This is a genomic window from Pseudomonas sp. MEJ086, from assembly GCF_030209025.1.
GTDB lineage: Bacteria > Pseudomonadota > Gammaproteobacteria > Pseudomonadales > Pseudomonadaceae > Aquipseudomonas > Aquipseudomonas fulva_A.
On record NZ_JARVSV010000049.1, the window covers coordinates 1 to 15,331 of the forward strand.

Annotated in this window: 14 protein-coding genes and 1 pseudogene; 3 read left to right on the forward strand and 12 right to left on the reverse strand. The window is 61.9% G+C overall.

Annotation, left to right across the window (positions count from 1 at the left end; translation table 11 throughout):
* Positions 1-73 precede the first annotated feature (73 nt).
* The 9 genes from tsaA to QRN22_RS24910 all read right to left on the reverse strand — a co-directional run bounded on the left by tsaA (position 74) and on the right by QRN22_RS24910 (position 7,273).
* The gene (tsaA, locus tag QRN22_RS24870; RefSeq protein WP_042556487.1) at positions 74-766 is read right to left on the reverse strand and encodes a tRNA (N6-threonylcarbamoyladenosine(37)-N6)-methyltransferase TrmO; all 693 of its coding nucleotides are present in this window, start codon (positions 764-766) and stop codon (positions 74-76) included.
* Between the two features lie 6 nt (positions 767-772).
* Positions 773-1,234 carry a YehS family protein gene (locus QRN22_RS24875; RefSeq protein ID WP_042556486.1) on the reverse strand — a complete coding sequence of 154 codons (462 nt, stop codon included), beginning with the start codon at positions 1,232-1,234 and terminating at the stop codon, positions 773-775.
* Between the two features lie 99 nt (positions 1,235-1,333).
* Positions 1,334-2,044 carry an rRNA pseudouridine synthase gene (locus QRN22_RS24880; protein ID WP_042556485.1) on the reverse strand — a complete coding sequence of 237 codons (711 nt, stop codon included), beginning with the start codon at positions 2,042-2,044 and terminating at the stop codon, positions 1,334-1,336.
* 107 nt (positions 2,045-2,151) lie between these two features.
* A complete protein-coding gene (locus QRN22_RS24885; protein ID WP_179537604.1) occupies positions 2,152-2,322 on the reverse strand; it encodes a small membrane protein YohP in 171 nt (56 codons plus the stop codon).
* A 65-nt stretch (positions 2,323-2,387) separates the two neighbouring features.
* A complete protein-coding gene (locus tag QRN22_RS24890; protein ID WP_042556484.1) occupies positions 2,388-3,089 on the reverse strand; it encodes an ABC transporter ATP-binding protein in 702 nt (233 codons plus the stop codon).
* The gene (gene livG / locus QRN22_RS24895) at positions 3,090-3,857 is read right to left on the reverse strand and encodes a high-affinity branched-chain amino acid ABC transporter ATP-binding protein LivG (protein WP_042556483.1); all 768 of its coding nucleotides are present in this window, start codon (positions 3,855-3,857) and stop codon (positions 3,090-3,092) included. It lies immediately after the preceding gene.
* On the reverse strand, positions 3,854-5,113 hold the full coding sequence (locus QRN22_RS24900; protein WP_042556482.1) for a high-affinity branched-chain amino acid ABC transporter permease LivM: 1,260 nt from the start codon (positions 5,111-5,113) through the stop codon (positions 3,854-3,856). The genes livG and QRN22_RS24900 overlap by 4 nt, the downstream gene beginning before the upstream one ends.
* Positions 5,110-6,033, reverse strand: coding sequence for a high-affinity branched-chain amino acid ABC transporter permease LivH (gene livH / locus QRN22_RS24905; RefSeq protein WP_042556481.1), 924 nt, complete (start codon positions 6,031-6,033; stop codon positions 5,110-5,112). Before livH ends, QRN22_RS24900 begins: the two co-directional genes overlap by 4 nt.
* A 118-nt stretch (positions 6,034-6,151) precedes the next feature.
* Complete coding sequence (locus QRN22_RS24910) at positions 6,152-7,273, reverse strand: branched-chain amino acid ABC transporter substrate-binding protein (protein ID WP_042556480.1); 1,122 nt, start codon at positions 7,271-7,273, stop codon at positions 6,152-6,154.
* A 295-nt stretch (positions 7,274-7,568) separates the two neighbouring features.
* Here QRN22_RS24910 and QRN22_RS24915 point away from each other — a divergent pair, with 295 nt between their 5' ends.
* The 3 genes from QRN22_RS24915 to QRN22_RS24925 all read left to right on the forward strand — a co-directional run bounded on the left by QRN22_RS24915 (position 7,569) and on the right by QRN22_RS24925 (position 9,359).
* Complete coding sequence (locus QRN22_RS24915) at positions 7,569-7,874, forward strand: DUF2288 domain-containing protein (protein WP_042556479.1); 306 nt, start codon at positions 7,569-7,571, stop codon at positions 7,872-7,874.
* A 206-nt stretch (positions 7,875-8,080) separates the two neighbouring features.
* Entirely contained in the window at positions 8,081-8,449 is a 369-nt protein-coding gene (locus QRN22_RS24920; protein ID WP_042556478.1) for a DUF5064 family protein, read from the forward strand.
* 118 nt (positions 8,450-8,567) lie between these two features.
* Complete coding sequence (locus tag QRN22_RS24925; RefSeq protein ID WP_042556477.1) at positions 8,568-9,359, forward strand: hydroxypyruvate isomerase family protein; 792 nt, start codon at positions 8,568-8,570, stop codon at positions 9,357-9,359.
* 70 nt (positions 9,360-9,429) lie between these two features.
* On the opposite strand, the pseudogene mdoH reads toward QRN22_RS24925, so the two are convergent.
* From mdoH to QRN22_RS24940, 3 genes and pseudogenes are all read right to left on the reverse strand, one after another.
* Positions 9,430-11,925 (reverse strand): annotated as a pseudogene (gene mdoH / locus QRN22_RS24930) (glucans biosynthesis glucosyltransferase MdoH); the annotation flags it as partial.
* Complete coding sequence (locus tag QRN22_RS24935) at positions 11,922-13,466, reverse strand: glucan biosynthesis protein G (RefSeq protein WP_042556488.1); 1,545 nt, start codon at positions 13,464-13,466, stop codon at positions 11,922-11,924. The pseudogene mdoH and the gene QRN22_RS24935, both read right to left, overlap by 4 nt.
* A 277-nt stretch (positions 13,467-13,743) precedes the next feature.
* A complete protein-coding gene (locus tag QRN22_RS24940; protein ID WP_042556475.1) occupies positions 13,744-15,000 on the reverse strand; it encodes an acyltransferase family protein in 1,257 nt (418 codons plus the stop codon).
* Positions 15,001-15,331 lie beyond the last annotated feature (331 nt).

Genomic DNA, 15,331 nt, shown 5'->3' on the forward strand with positions numbered 1-15,331 from the left:
GCGCACTTGGCGTCCTCACCGCAGGACTGGGGTAGGGTGGGCTTCAGCCCACCAATCGGATCGAGCTGTCCGCCTACGGCAGGGTGACATCCAGCACGCGAATGCAGCCGGGTTGTGGGTAGTGCCAATGCACCTCGACATCCCACAGGCGCACGCCGTAGCGGCGCTCCGGCTGGGGCTGCTGGTAGGCGGGGCGCGGGTCCTGCGCCAGGCACTGTTCGATCAGCTTGACCAGTGGCTCGTCGAGGCGCAGGCCGTGTTCGTGGGCCTGGGCCAATGCGCTGTCCTGCCATTGCACCTCGATCCGCACGGGAGCGTGCGCAGCGATATGGTTGTGGGCATCGGGCACGCAGTCGGCATAGGGCACGTAGGGTTTGACGTCGAGCACCGGGGTGCCGTCGAGCAGGTCGATGCCCGACAACCACAGGCGTCCGCTCTCGACACGATCCAGGCGCACCACCGATTGACCGATCCCGTTGGGGCGATGGGTCGCCCGGGTCGCGAACACGCCGATTGCACGGTTGCCGCCCAAACGGGGAGGGCGCACCTTGAGCCTGGGCTTGTCTTCCAGCGCCTGGTGGAAGAGAAACAGCAGCCAGACATGGCTGACCTGCTCCAGGCCCTGCACTGCATCGCCCTGATCGAACGGCGGGCACAGCTCAAGCACGCCGCGTGCAGCGGGTGCCAGCTGCGGCTGGCGCGGTATGGCGAACTTCTCCTTGAAGCAGGAGCGCACATGACCGATGGGCGAAACCTGGTAGCTCATGGGCTGTCAGTCACGCAGGCGCTGGGTCAGGCCCTTGAGAAAGTTGCGCAGGAACTGATCGCCACAGACGCGATAGTTACTGGTGCCCTGCTTGCGGAACAGCGCGCTCATTTCCGGTTTCGATACGGGGAAATCGACGCTGCGCATGATGGCATGCACGTCGTCTTCCTTGAGCTCGAAAGCCACGCGAAGCTTCTTCAGCACCTGATTGTTGCTGACTGGCAGCTCCAGAGCCGGAGCCGGGCGGCTGTCATCCTTGCCACGTTTGAAGTACACCAGGCCATCGAGGGCATGGGCCAGCAGATCGTCGCTGCAATCCTGATAGCCCGGCTCGTCATCCTTCTTCAGTACCGCCGCGATTTCTTCAGCGGTTACCGTTTTGCCACCCAACTGAACGATCTCGGCCAGTTGTGCATCGCTGACATCGAGCATGTAGCGCAGGCTGCGCAGCACATCATTATTGAGCATGAAGATTCCTGATTGGAGAGGCCCGCGCCAGATGGCGAGGCCGGAAAATAGTGGTTGGGAGCCGATTGCGACGCCGCGCTAGCTGGCGTCGACGGGTCCCTAGAAACGTTCTTTGGCGCCCAGATAGCGCCACTGCCCCGGTTGCACCTTGGACATCGGTACCGCGCCGATGCGGATGCGCTTCATGCCCAGTACCTTGAGGCCAACGCTGTTGCACATGAACACCAACTGACCCGGCAGTGGGTTCTTCAGGGCGAAACGCAGGCGGGTCTCGTTTTGCCAGCTGACCTTGCAGGGCGCCAGCGGCGTGCCGTTGAACACCAGGCCGTGATTGAGTCGCTTGAGGTCTCGATCCGACAATTCACCGCTGACCTCGACCACGTATTCCTGCTCCAGCTTGCTCAGGTCGTCCTTGAGCTTGCGCTCGATACGCCAGTCCTGAGTCAGCACATGCAGACCGTCGGCGCCCGCTTGCAGGGGGATACAGGGCGTCAGGTTGGTGAAGTGACCCTTCAGCGTGCGCTGCTCGGAGCGGTCTTCCGGCCAGCGGCTGTCCGGGCCGATTTCTTCGGCTGCACGTTCGGGAAAACGGCCGCTGGGGATGTGCAGCAGCAGGGTGACCGGTACCAGAGGTTCAGCGACGGCATCCGGGAGCAGCGCCACCGTTTCGTCGGTCACCTTGCGCTGAGGTTCGTCGACCACCTCGCCGTCGACCGTGACCCAGCCGCCTTCGATATACAGTTCGGCCTCGCGGCGCGAGCAGCCGGTCAGTTCGATCAGGCGTTTGGAGAGGCGTAAGGGTTCGGTCATGGCAGGACATCGTCAGCGAGTAGATGCCCATTGTACCGCCGCGAGGCGTGTCATGCGCGTGGCATGAACAAAGCCGGGCAGGGCGCCCGGCTCGCAGGTTCTGCCGATCAGAAAATCAGCGAGAAAATGCCGATCACGACCAGCAGGCCGATAAGGAAGATGATACCGATGGTGCTGCCGAGGAACTTCAGCATGGGGGCTACTCCTGTTTTCGTCCGTTCAGTATTGGGACTGGAGTGCCGCCGGCATCGTTCAGGGTAAATCTGCCCGGCGGCCATTGCGGCCGCAGGGCATCGGCAAGACAAGCAGGGTGTCGAAAACGTGGATCGTTTCCGAAAGCCTGTTAGCCGCCCAGGTAGGCGTCACGCACCTTCGGATCGTTCAACAGATCATGACCACTGCCTTGCATGACGATCCGGCCGTTTTCCAGTACGTAGCCACGGTCGGCCAGCTTGAGCGCCTGGTTGGCGTTCTGCTCGACCAGGAACACGGTCACACCGTCCTTGCGCAGCTGTTCGATGATGTCGAAGATCTGCTGGATGATGATCGGTGCCAGGCCCAGAGATGGCTCGTCGAGCAGCAGCAGCTTGGGCTTGCTCATCAGCGCACGGCCGATGGCGAGCATCTGCTGTTCGCCACCGGACATGGTGCCGGCGCGCTGTACAAGGCGTTCCTTGAGGCGCGGGAACAGGTGTAGCACCTTGTCCAGTTGCTCCTGATTGTCCGCCTTGCTGCCGAAGAAGCCGCCCATGGCGAGGTTCTCCTCGACGGTCAGGCGCGCGAACACGCGGCGGCCTTCCGGCACCACGGCGATGCTCTTGCGCATGATCAGCGGGGTTTCCATGCCGACCAGTTCTTCACCCTGATAACGGATGCTGCCGCTGGTGGCCTGAGGAGTGCCGCAAAGGGTCATCAGCAGGGTGGATTTGCCGGCGCCGTTGGCACCGATCAGGGTCACGATCTCACCCTGGCGCACTTCCACGCTGACCCCGTGCAGCGCCTGGATCTTGCCGTAGAAGGTGGAAACGTTGTCGAAATACAGCATTTACGCTTCCCCCAGGTAGGCTTTGATCACGTCCGGATTGTCGCGGATCTGCTCCGGCGTGCCGTCGGCCAGGGGCGTGCCCTGGTTGATCACGAAGATATGGTCGGAAATGCTCATGACCAGCTTCATGTCGTGTTCGATCAGCAGCACGGTCACGTTGTGCTCGTCACGCAGCACGCCGATCAGCGCTTTCAGGTCGTCGGTTTCCCGTGGGTTGAGGCCAGCGGCCGGCTCGTCGAGCATGAGGATGCTCGGTCGGGTCATCATGCAGCGGGCGATCTCCAGGCGGCGCTGCTGGCCGTAGGCCAGGGTACCGGCGGTGCGGTTGGCGAATTCGGTCAGGTTGACCTGTTCCAGCCAATGCGCCGCGTAATCCATGGCCTCGCGCTCACTGCGGCGAAACGCCGGGGTCTTGAACAGGCCGGAGAGGAAGTTGGTGTTGATGTGGCGGTGCTGGGCGACCAGCAGGTTTTCCACCGCGGTCATTTCCTTGAACAGGCGAACGTTCTGGAAGGTACGCACCACACCCTTGCGAGCGATCTTGTGGCCCGGCAGGCCTTCGATCTGTTCGCCGTTGAGGCGGATGCTGCCCGAGGTCGGTTTGTAGAAACCGGTCAGGCAGTTGAACACCGTGGTCTTGCCGGCACCGTTCGGGCCGATCATCGACACAACCTGTTTTTCATTGACCGAGAGGCTGACCCCGTTGACGGCCAGCAGGCCGCCAAAACGCATGGACAGGCCGCTCACTTCTAGAATCGGGCGGCTCATCGTTGTTTCAACTCCAGGTGTGGGCGCTGCATGGGCATGAGGCCCTGCGGACGCCAGATCATCATCACGATCATGGTCAGACCGAATATCAGCATGCGGTACTCGTTGAAGTCGCGCATCTCCTGCAACAGGGTCATCACGATGGCCGCGAATATGATGCCGAGCTGCGAGCCCATGCCACCCAGCACGACGATGGCGAGGATCATCGCCGACTCGATGAAGGTGAACGACTCCGGCGTCACCAGCCCCTGGCGGGCGGCGAAGAAGCTGCCGGCGAAACCGGCGAAGCTGGCGCCGATGGTGAAGGCCGAGAGCTTGACCGTGGTCGGGTTGAGGCCCAGGGCACGGCAGGCGATTTCATCTTCGCGCAAGGCTTCCCAGGCGCGGCCGATCGGCATGCGCATCAGGCGGTTGATCACGAAGATGGCCAGCAGCACCAGAAGCAGGGCGATCAGGTAGAGAAAGATCACCTTGTAGGTGGAGTTGTAGGCGATGCCGAGGAAGTCATGCAGGGTCTGGCCACCATCCGGTGCGCGACGATCCAGCGACAGGCCGAACAGTTCCGGCTTGGGAATCGAGCTGATGCCGTTCGGGCCGCCGGTGATGTCGGTGAGGTTGCGCAGCATGATGCGGATGATCTCACCGAAACCCAGGGTCACGATGGCCAGATAGTCACCGCGTAGCCTGAGTACCGGGAAGCCCAGCAAGCAGCCGAAGGTGGCCGCCATCAGCCCGGCTATCGGCAATGCCGTCCAGAAACCGAAGCCTGCGTACTCGGCGAGCAGCGCATAGGTGTAGGCACCCACCGCGTAGAAGCCGACGTAACCCAGGTCGAGCAGCCCGGCGAGCCCGACCACGATGTTCAGGCCGATGCCCAGCATCACGTAGATGAGGATCAACGTGGCGATGTCCACCGCCGCGCGGGAGCCGAAGAACGGCCAGGCCAACGCCACCACGAACAGCGCCAGCATGATCCAGCGCTGCACGCTGGGCAGGGTCAGCGAGTCCTTCAGGTTCTGCGGCACGGCCGGCAGAACACCTTTGAGCCTGTCACCGCCGAGCAGGCGATCACGCAGCACCAGATGCCAGACGAACAGCAGCGCAGCGGCGATGCCGATAGTCCACAGGGTCTTGGCGCTGGCGCCGCTCACCTGCAGGCTGATGCCGACGACGCTGAGCTTGAGGCCGAGGATCGGGTAGGAGATCAGCAGCAGAAGGATGCTGCTGAACAGGGCGGTCTTGAGGTTCTTGCTCATACCTTTTCAACCTCCGGACGGCCGAGGATACCGGTCGGGCGGAACAGCAGTACCAGTACCAGCAGGCTGAAGGCGACGACATCCTTGTACTGATCACCGAAGATATCGGCGCCGAAGGCTTCGGCAACGCCCAGCACCAGGCCGCCAAGCACGGCCCCCGGGATGCTGCCGATGCCGCCGAGTACTGCGGCAGTGAACGCCTTGATGCCGGCGAGGAAGCCCAGGTGCGGGTTGATCACGCCGTATTGCATGCCCAGCAGCACGGCGGCGACGGCTGCCAGTGCGGCGCCGATGACGAAGGTCAGGGCGATGATGTTGTTGGTGTTGATGCCGAGCAGGTTGGCCATCTTCAGGTCCTCGGCACAGGCGCGGCAGGCGCGGCCCAGGCGGGAGCGGGAGATGAACAGGGTGAGGCCGATCATGGTCAGGAAGGTGACCACGAAGATCAGCACCTGCATATAAGAGATCACCACGCCATTCATGGCGCTTTCGCCAAAGATGAAGTTGCCCGGCAGCGGGTTGGTGATGGCCTTGTCTTTCGAGTCCTGGGAAAGCATGACGGCGTTCTGCAGGAAGATCGACATGCCGATCGCGGAAATCAGCGGGATCAGCCGGTTACCGCCGCGTAGCGGCCGGTAGGCAACCCGTTCGATGCTGTAACCGAAAGCACTGGTGACGATGATGCTCGCCGCGAAGGCGCAGATCATGATCAGGGGCAGGCTGTCGAGTCCCATCATGGCCAGCAGCGTGATGGCGATGAAGGCGACGTAGGAACCGATCATGTACACCTCGCCATGGGCGAAGTTGATCATGCCGATGATGCCGTAGACCATCGTGTAGCCGATGGCGATCAGGGCATAGGTACTGCCGACGGTAAGACCGTTGAGCAGCTGTTGCAGGTAGTGATAAAGATCAGGCATTGCCTAACTCCTGGGTCGTCGCGCACGGCAGCGCTTGTGGCGCAGCGCGAAACCGGAATTCTTTCAATAAACAAAGCCCACTGCGTGTGCAGTGGGCTTTAGGCTCAGGCGGGGGGACTTACTTGGCTTCGGACTTGGTGCCGTCCTGGTGCCATTCGTAAACCACGAAGTTGAAGTCCTTCAGGTCACCCTTCTCGTCGAAGCCAAGGGTGCCGGTCGGGGTGTCGAAGGTGTTGGCGCGCAGGGCGGCCGCTACTTCGGCGGTGTCGGTGCTGCCGGCTTTCTCGATACCACCGGCAATGACCTGAACGGCAGCGTAGGCCGGGAACACGAATGGACCGGTTGGGTCTTCGTTCTTGGCCTTGAACGCATCAACCAGCGCCTTGTTCTTCGGATCCTGGTCGAAGGATTGCGGCAGGGTGACCAGCATGCCTTCGGAAGCCGGGCCAGCGATGGCCGAGATTTCCTTGTTGCCTACGCCTTCCGGACCCATGAAGCGAACGTCGAGGCCTTTTTCCTTGGACTGACGCAGCAGCAGGCCCAGCTCTGGGTGATAGCCGCCGTAGTAGACGAAATCAACGCCCTGTTGCTTGAGCTTGGCGATCAGCGAGGAGAAGTCCTTGTCGCCGGCATTGATGCCTTCGAACACGCCGACTTTCACGCCTTTGGATTCCAGGGTCTGCTTGACCGCACTGGCGATGCCTTCACCGTACTGCTGCTTGTCATGGATGACGGCAACGTTCTTCGGCTTGATCTTGTCGGCAATGAAGTTGCCAGCGGTCGGGCCCTGGAGGCTGTCCAGGCCGATGGTGCGGAAGATCAGCTCGTAGCCACGGGCGGTGATTTCCGGGCTGGTAGCGGCCGGAGTGATCATCAGAATGCCTTCGTCTTCGTAAATGTCCGAAGCCGGCTGAGTGGAGCTGGAGCACAGGTGGCCAACGACGAACTTGGCGCCATCGTTGACGATCTTGTTGGCAACGGCCACGGCTTGCTTGGGATCGCAGGCGTCGTCGTAGACCACGCCTTCGAGCTGAGCACCGTTGACGCCACCGGCCTTGTTGATCTGTTCGATGGCCATCTTGGCACCGATGAACTGCATCTCGCCGTACTGGGCAACAGCACCGGTCACCGGGCCAGCCATGGCGATCTTGATGGTGTCTGCGGCGACCGAGTAGCTGGCAGCGCCAGCCAGGGCCATAGCGGCGAACAGCTTGGAAATCTGCTTAGTAGCGTTGTTCATTAGTGCTCCACTCGTTGTGTTCATTGTTGTAGTTCTGGCAGCCAAAGCAGCAGAACCGGAGTCGACTTTTCCGGCCATACCCCCGGCAACTGTACCGATACAGTGTAGAGCGCTGATTTGCGCCTTGGAAAGTCGGCAGTCGAGGAAGAAGAGTAGGAATGTCGCGTAATTGCAAGAAATGTATAGAAAAACGGCGGATTCCTGACTGACGGGTGGTTGACACGGCTTGCCTGTCAGTCGCCCGTCGTTATCATGGCGGCCGTCAGAAATACGACCCTTCACGATGGAACCTGCCATGAACGAACAACCAAGCACCCTCTATGCCAAATTGCTCGGCGAAACCGCCCCCATCCGTTGGCAGGAGCTGCAACCGTTCTTCGCGCGCGGCTCGCTGCTGTGGGTCGACAGCGATGAGGACCTGATCGCGGTGGCCGAGGCGGTTGCCGAAAATCGTCGCGACGACGTCGCTGCCTGGCTGGATTCGGGGCGCGTCGCGCTGTTGAACGATGTACGCGCCGAGGATCTGCTCACCCGTGATCCGTCGCTTTGGGCTGTGGTCGTTGCGCCCTGGGTTCTGGTGCAGGAGCGCGCCGAAAAGTAGCGTCGACTTCGAACGCGCGTTTCAATCGCTCTGGAATGGTGTTTTCGAAGACGGATAAAGCGGCTTTAGTGATTCATTTTGGTGCTTTTAATGCACTGATTTGGTTCGCAGGGTGGCTGGGATCATCTCTGAGGCCAGGTGTCTATGCTCAGGAGCCCGGAAGCGGATTGACGTTTCCGGCAATCCTTCAGCTCAGGAGACCACTTATGTTCGAGCCCGGCCATTTATTTCGCGGCAACAGCCTGGCGGTGGGTGAGATACCCACCTATGCCATCGACCTGCATTACGACGTGCGTCAGGATGCGGCCGAAGGGCCAATGCTGCACATGTCCCTCAAGGGTGAAATCGCTGGAGCGGCTTTCGACGAGTCGTTCGAGCTGCACCGTGACACCGCCTTCAACTTCGCCAGTGTGGTCAGCCGCCTGGCTCACAAGCATGGTTTGCCGACCAGCGTGGTGCTGATCAGTCACGAGCATGAAGAGTTCGACCAGATGTTCGAGGATATCCGCCAGCGTCTGGGTGCCCACAGTGGCGATCCGGTAGATCTCGATCATCTCGAGAAGGATGGTCTGTAAGCGCTGCAGATTGCGTTGTCACATCTGATTCATCGCCGCCAGCGCCGCTATGTGGCGAGCTGGTTCATTCATTTCGAGGCCGGTCGGTGCATCGGCTGGCACCAGTCTGGAGTCGTGCATGAAACTATCCGCCAACCTGACGATGCTGTTCACCGAGCGGCCGTTGCTCGAGCGTATCGTCGCCGCCGCTGCGGCGGGTTTCGAGGGCGTGGAAATCCAGTTCCCCTACGAAGTCCCTGCGCTTCGCTTGAAGGACGAACTGGCACGGGCGGGCATGCCGCTGGCGCTGATGAATTTTCCGGCTGGCGACTTCATGGCTGGCGGGCCTGGGCTGGCGGCGGTGCCTGCACGTCAGGCGGCGTTCGACGAAGCGTTGCAGGAGGCGCTGACCTACGCCGCCATGGTTCGACCGCAGTCCATCAACGTCCTGTCCGGACGGCTGGCTGCAGGGCTCGAGCGGGAGCAGGCGCTGACCACCTTGAGCAACAACATCCGCAAGGCGTCAGAGGCGTTCCAGACGCTGGGGATCGGCGTGGTCAGCGAGGCGATCAACCCCATCGACATGCCGGGGTTTCTGGTCAACACGCCGGAACACCTGCAAGCACTGCTGGAGCGGGTCGACCACGGCAATTTCCGCGCTCAGCTGGATATCTATCACATGGCGCGACAGGGTATCGATCCGCTGGTGGCCGTCGAAGCACTGGTTGGCCGAATCGGCCATGTGCAATTCGCCGACTGTCCGGGGCGCGGTGCGCCGGGCAGTGGGGATGTCGATTTCGCTAGGGTGCGGCAGGCGCTGGAGGCGGGAGGGTACCGCGGCTGGCTGGGCGCCGAGTACCGCCTCGAAGACGGCGATACCCGTGCCAGCCTGGGCTGGTTGCGCGCGTGGCGGATGCCTGCGCTCAGTTGACCAGAGGAGCGGTTACGCCAACCTCGGGCAGCTTGAGCGCCAGGTTGCCGCGATCCGCCTGGGTGGGCGTGCTCTGGTTGTAAGCGTGGCGCCACAGCGGGTGCTGCTCGGCCTGCTGCCACAACTGCGCATGCAGGCGAGCGAGCAGTACCGGGTCACTGAGCAATGCCAGCTTGCTCTTGCCGTCGAGCTTTTTGGGGCCCAGTTCCAGTGCTTCACCGAGGGCACGTTGCCGTGCCTGTTCGATCAGCGCGGCGTTGCCGTGACGAGCCGTGGCCATGGCGCATGCCAGCGCATTGGGGAAGGGGCGCAGCACGGCTTCGATGAAACCGTTTTCCATGGCATGCTCGCGATTATGCCGGGTATAGGCATAGGTGGAGAGCAGCTCCTGAGGCGGGTTGGACTCCTCGGGAATCAGGAACAGGTTGCCCTTCTTGCTGCGCAGCCCCAGGCTCAGGCGGCTGGAGAACACCGACACCGGAATCGACAGCATCAGCGACACCACGATCGGCGACAGCCACCACAGGAAGTTCGGGTCGAGCCACGCCACGCCCGCTGTCCAGCCCACGCCCAGCAGGGCCTGCCAGCCATGGCGGCGTACGGCGTCGCCCCAGGTGGTGATGCCGTTGTCACGCTGCGGTGAGTTCCAGGTGGCGGACCAGCCCAGGAACGCGGCGCTGACGAACATGGTGTGGAACAGCATGCGCACCGGTGCCAGCAGCACCGAGAAGAGCATCTCCAGCAGCATGCTCAGGGTCGCCTTGAACGCACCGCCGTAAGCTTTGGCGCCCTTGATCCAGATGAGGATCACGGCCAGCAGCTTGGGCAGGAACAGCAGGGTCAGGGTGGTGGAGAACAGTGCGATGGCTTTTTCCGGGTTCCACCTTGGCCACACCGGGAACAACTGACCAGGTACCAGGAAGTACTGCGGCTCCATCAGCGTGTGAATGGCCAGCAGGGCAGTGGAGAGCAGCAGGAACATGAACCACAGCGGTGCCGACAGGTAGGACATCACCCCGGTGAGGAACACCGCACGGTGCACCGGGTGCATGCCCTTGACCAGAAACAGACGGAAGTTCATCAGGTTGCCGTGGCACCAGCGACGGTCGCGCTGCAACTCGTCGATCAGGTTCGGTGGTAACTCTTCGTAGCTGCCTTCCAGGTCGTAGGCGATCCACACCCCCCAGCCTGCACGTCGCATCAGCGACGCTTCGACGAAGTCGTGGGACATGATCGCGCCAGCGAACGAGCCTGTGCCCGGCAGCGGAGCCAGGGCGCAGTGCTCGATGAATGGCTGCATGCGGATGATCGCGTTGTGGCCCCAGTAGTGGGATTCACCCAGCTGCCAGTAGTGCAGGCCGGCAGTGAACAGTGGGCCGTAGGCGCGCGTGGCGAACTGCTGCAGGCGCGCGTACAGAGTATTCATGCCCGCCGCCTTGGGCGAGCTCTGGATGATGCCGGCCTGGGGATTGGCCTCCATCAGCCGAACCAGTTTGGTCAGGCATTCGCCGCTCATCACGCTGTCGGCATCGAGCACGATCATGTAGCGATAATCGCCGCCCCAGCGACGGCAGAAGTCGTCGATGTTGCCGCTCTTGCGCTTCACGCGGCGGCGGCGACGGCGGTAGAAGATATTGCCGAAACCCTTGGTCTCCTGGCACAGCTCCAGCCAGGCACGCTGCTCGGCCACGGCGATGTCGGCGTCGCCGGTATCACTGAGCACGAAGAAGTCGAACTGGTCGAGCTCGCCGGAGGCCTTCACCGACTCGTAGGTGGCGCGCAGGCCGGCGAAGACGCGAGGCACGTCCTCGTTGCAGATCGGCATGATGATCGCGGTACGCGCCTTGGCATCGATCGGCTCGTCACCGGCACTGCTGCCGGAAATACCGTAGCGGTCATAACCACGCAGCAATTCCCAGAAGCCCATCAGCGCCGTCCAGAAACCCGCCGACACCCAACAGAACAACAGCGAGAACAGGGCCAGAATACTGCCCTGCACCACATAGGGCAGTACCTGCAGCAGGCTTTCCTGCCAGCCTTGCTCCATGACTTCCTGCAGGTTGATCAGCGCCCAGCCCTGATAGGGCAGGATGCTGTTCATGTACCAGGTAGCGACGGCGGTCTGGCCCAGCATCAGCAGCAGCAACACGTAGCGACGCAGCGAGCCGACCCGGCGCCAGCGTGCTGGCTCGAGTTCGCGTTTGGGCGGGCGGGGCGGGTTGCTCTTGCCGAACAGGGCGCGCAAGCCACGGGTCAGCAGGTTGGTGCGCCACGGCTCGGGTGTCATCTTGGTGCGGTTGAGGGGCGGGGCTGCCCGCAGAACCGGTCGGCCGGCGGCATCCAGCGACAGCAGGCCGGTGGATTCCAGTGGTTCTCCGGCGCCCAGTTCGATACGTCGGGCAGCCGACTTGTGGACGGCCTCTTCGGCACTCGCGGCCTGCGCGCCGCCGAGGCGGCCGTGCAGTTCGGTGAAGTCACGGCAGTCGGCCAGTGCTTCACGCTCGGTTGCACTCAGCGGCAGGCTGTCCAGGTACTCGTCCAGGGCGGACTGCTCGGTGGTTTTCATGGGGCGGTAACCGTATTGGGTGGCAGTTGATAGCTCCAGGTTTCGCTGAGGGTCTTGTCACCCTCGACCAGAGCCGCGCGCATTTCCACGGCTTTCTTGGGGTCCTTGACCTTGAAGCGCAGCGTCAGGCGCCAGCCCTTGGTGGACGGGTTGTACTGCAGGCCGTTGTCCAGCAACTCGGCGTTGTCATTGACGCTGAAGTTGGACGTTACCGCCGCATCGGACTTGAGTTTGGCCAGTGCCGGGCCTTCGAAGTCCACCAGCAGGGCGATGCTGCCATCCAGCTTGCGGGTCAGATTGGGCTGCTTGACTTCGCCGGCACTGCGCATGGTCTGCTTGACCCAGGCGGTTTCCGCACCAAGTTGGGCGCGTTCGTCCTTGGTCCAGTGCATGCGGTAATCGAACTCCATCGGTTCGCCCGGTTTGGGCTGCTCGTCAGGTGTCCAGAACGCCACGATGTTGTCGTTGGTTTCGTCCGGGGTGGGGATTTCCACCAGCTCGACCTTGCCCTTGCCCCATTCGCCCTTGGGTTCGATCCACGCGCTTGGACGCTGCTCGTAGCGGTCTTCCAGGTCTTCGTATTGAGCGAAGTCGCGACCCCGCTGGAGCAGCCCGAAACCTTTCGGGTTCTCCACTTCGAAGGTGCTCACTGCAAGGTTCTGCGGGTTGTTCAGCGGGCGCCAGATGTGCTCGTCGTTACCGGTATGGATCGCCAGGCCATTGGAGTCGTGCAGGGCAGGGCGGTAGTTGGGTTTGCTGGAGCGTTGACTGGAGCCGTACAGGAACATGCTGGTGAGCGGGGCGATGCCCAGCTTGTTGACGTTGTCACGCAGGAATACTCGCGACTGCACGTCGACCACCGAGTCCTTGCCCGGGCGCAGGATGAACCGATAGGCACCGGTGGCGCGCGGCGAGTCGAGCAGCGCGAAGATCACCAGATGCTTGTCTTCCGGCTTGGGGCGCTCGATCCAGAACTCGCGGAAATACGGAAACTCTTCACCACTCGGCAGTGCGGTGTCGATGGCCAGGCCGCGGGCCGAGGCGCCGTACACCTGATCCTTGCCGATCACCCGGAAATAGCTGGCGCCGAGCAGGCTCATGATCTCGTCGGACTTGCCCTTGGCGTTGATCGGGTACATCACGCGGAAACCGGCGTAGCCGAGATTCTTGACGGCATCCTTGTCGACCTTCAGGTCACCGAAATCGAAACGCGCAGGGTCGTACTTGATTTCCTTGACGCTGGTAGCGGTCACTTCGTTGATTTTCACCGGGCTGTCGAAGTGCATGCCCTGGTGATAGAAACTCAGTTTGAACGGGGTTTTGCTGTCGGCCCATTCGTACTTGTCTTCGAGCGATTTGATCTTCTGGTAGTCGGTGAACGGCAGGGTGCGCAGCTCACTGGGCAGGTTGACGGCTGGAGCAGCGTAAGGCTTGTCCAACAATTCCTTGGCTTCCGAAGCCACGTCATCGAGTGAAAACGCCAGTACCTGAGTACTGAACAATGAAGTGGTGCAGGCCAGGCACAGCGCGGCTGGAAGCATGCTGTGACGGACAGATGCCTTGACGGTTTTGAGGATCACGGATCCCTCCAGAAACAGTAAGAAACAGCGGCACGGTCGGCCGAACATCTCCTTCCGACCGTTATCGTTGCAGATGATTCCTGTGAATTTCCCGCCGCTTCGCTCTGAGCCTGTTCACGACCTCGCGAGCTGGATCCATACAAGGGCTGGGCGCCCCCGCAAGAACAGGCGAGGGTGCGGAGGTTGCGAGCTGTAACTGAGCAAACCGAGCCTGTTTTCAACGCGGCAGGGCAGGTTCTCAGGCTGTGCTGCGCTTCACAGGCAGAAACTTGAGGAGCTGCTTGCGGGTCGGCACCACGGCGTTCTCCTGGGCCCAGACGCAGAGGATCACGGTGAGCAGCAGGAACAGCGGGTAGAAGGCGATCGACAGGGTTTGCTCACCAGCCTGGACGGCGCATTGCGCCCAGTTGGCGAAGCACTCGGTCGACGCCACGCTGAGCACCTTCTCCGACCGTGAGAACAGGGTGAAGGCCGGCACGTGCAACACGAAAAGCGGCAGCGAAGCTGCACCCAGGCGTTGCGACCAGCGGCGTACCGGCTCACTGGTCGGCGATGGCGCCAGGGCGCACAGGTAGATCAGCATCATTTGCGACGGCAGCAGCAGGCCGTTGTGCAGCAGGTAATACCAGTACTGCTCGCCCTCGACCAACCAGGCGGCGCCGAAGAAGCAGGTCAGCACCGTGACGATCATCAGGCCGATACCTGCGCCGCCCGGCGAGCGGCCAGCGTCGCGCATGTCACGGAACAGGCCGTAGGCGAGGATGCCGGCAAGGAACTCCGGCAGGCGCACCAGGGGGTTGCGGTGCAGGATGCCGGTGAACGGCATGCCGTAGTCACCATTGAGAATCACCAGAATCGGCGGAATCATGTAGATCAGGGTGAGCACGCCCAGCCACAGCACCTTGTGCTTCAGGCGCGCCAGGCGTGGGGCCACGAAGGGAAAGGTGAGGTAGAAGAAGAACAGCGTGGAGATCGACCACAGTGGCGGATTGAAGGTCAGGTAGAACGGGTTCCAGGCCTGCAGCATGAACAGTTGCAGCACCGTATTGAGTGCCAGTTCGCCGTTGCCCATGAAATGTTCGAGGGTAGTGCGCGAGATCCCGGTCATGTCTTCGTTGGTGTCGTACACCACGAAACGGATGGTGGCCTTGGTCTCGTCCGGCGGGATGCCCAGGTTGCTGATGATGAAGATGACCGTGATGGTCAGCAGCAGGGAAAAGATGTGCAGTGGATAGAGGTTGGCGAAACGCCGGCTCCAGAAACTCACCGCCGGCTCACGCAGCTCACCGCGCTTGCAGTACACGTGGGCGAGCAGAAAACCGGACAGCACGAAGAACGTACTGGTGGCGAAGAAGCCGACACCGCTGAGCTGCTTGATGATCGGCAGCTTCTGTTCTGCGTAATTGTGCAGGGTATGGAAGACCACGATGTACAGGCCGAGTATGAAACGCAGCCACTCGAGCCCGATGAAATGTTCCTTGTCGGTTCGGGTCATCCCCGTTCTCCTTATATCGACATCTTCCGGGCACGAATCAGCCTGCGCAGACAGCTTCGCTGCGCAGCCTTGCGGCAGCCGGGTCAGCGTCTGACAGCGTCAATCGCATTTCGATCTATCTGATTGCCGGTTGTGGCCACCAGCGAGCGTTCAGACGACCCCGCATTAACAATGCTCGCTCGCGACAGTGGTGGCGAAATTCACCCCGGTGTCGCGCAAGAAATCGCCTCGCCAGCAAGCTGGCTCCTACGGATGGAGGCACGTTCAGGCTTTCCGGGATTGCCCCCAATTCCGACTGTAGGAGCGAGCTTGCTCGCGATGGCGGTTATGA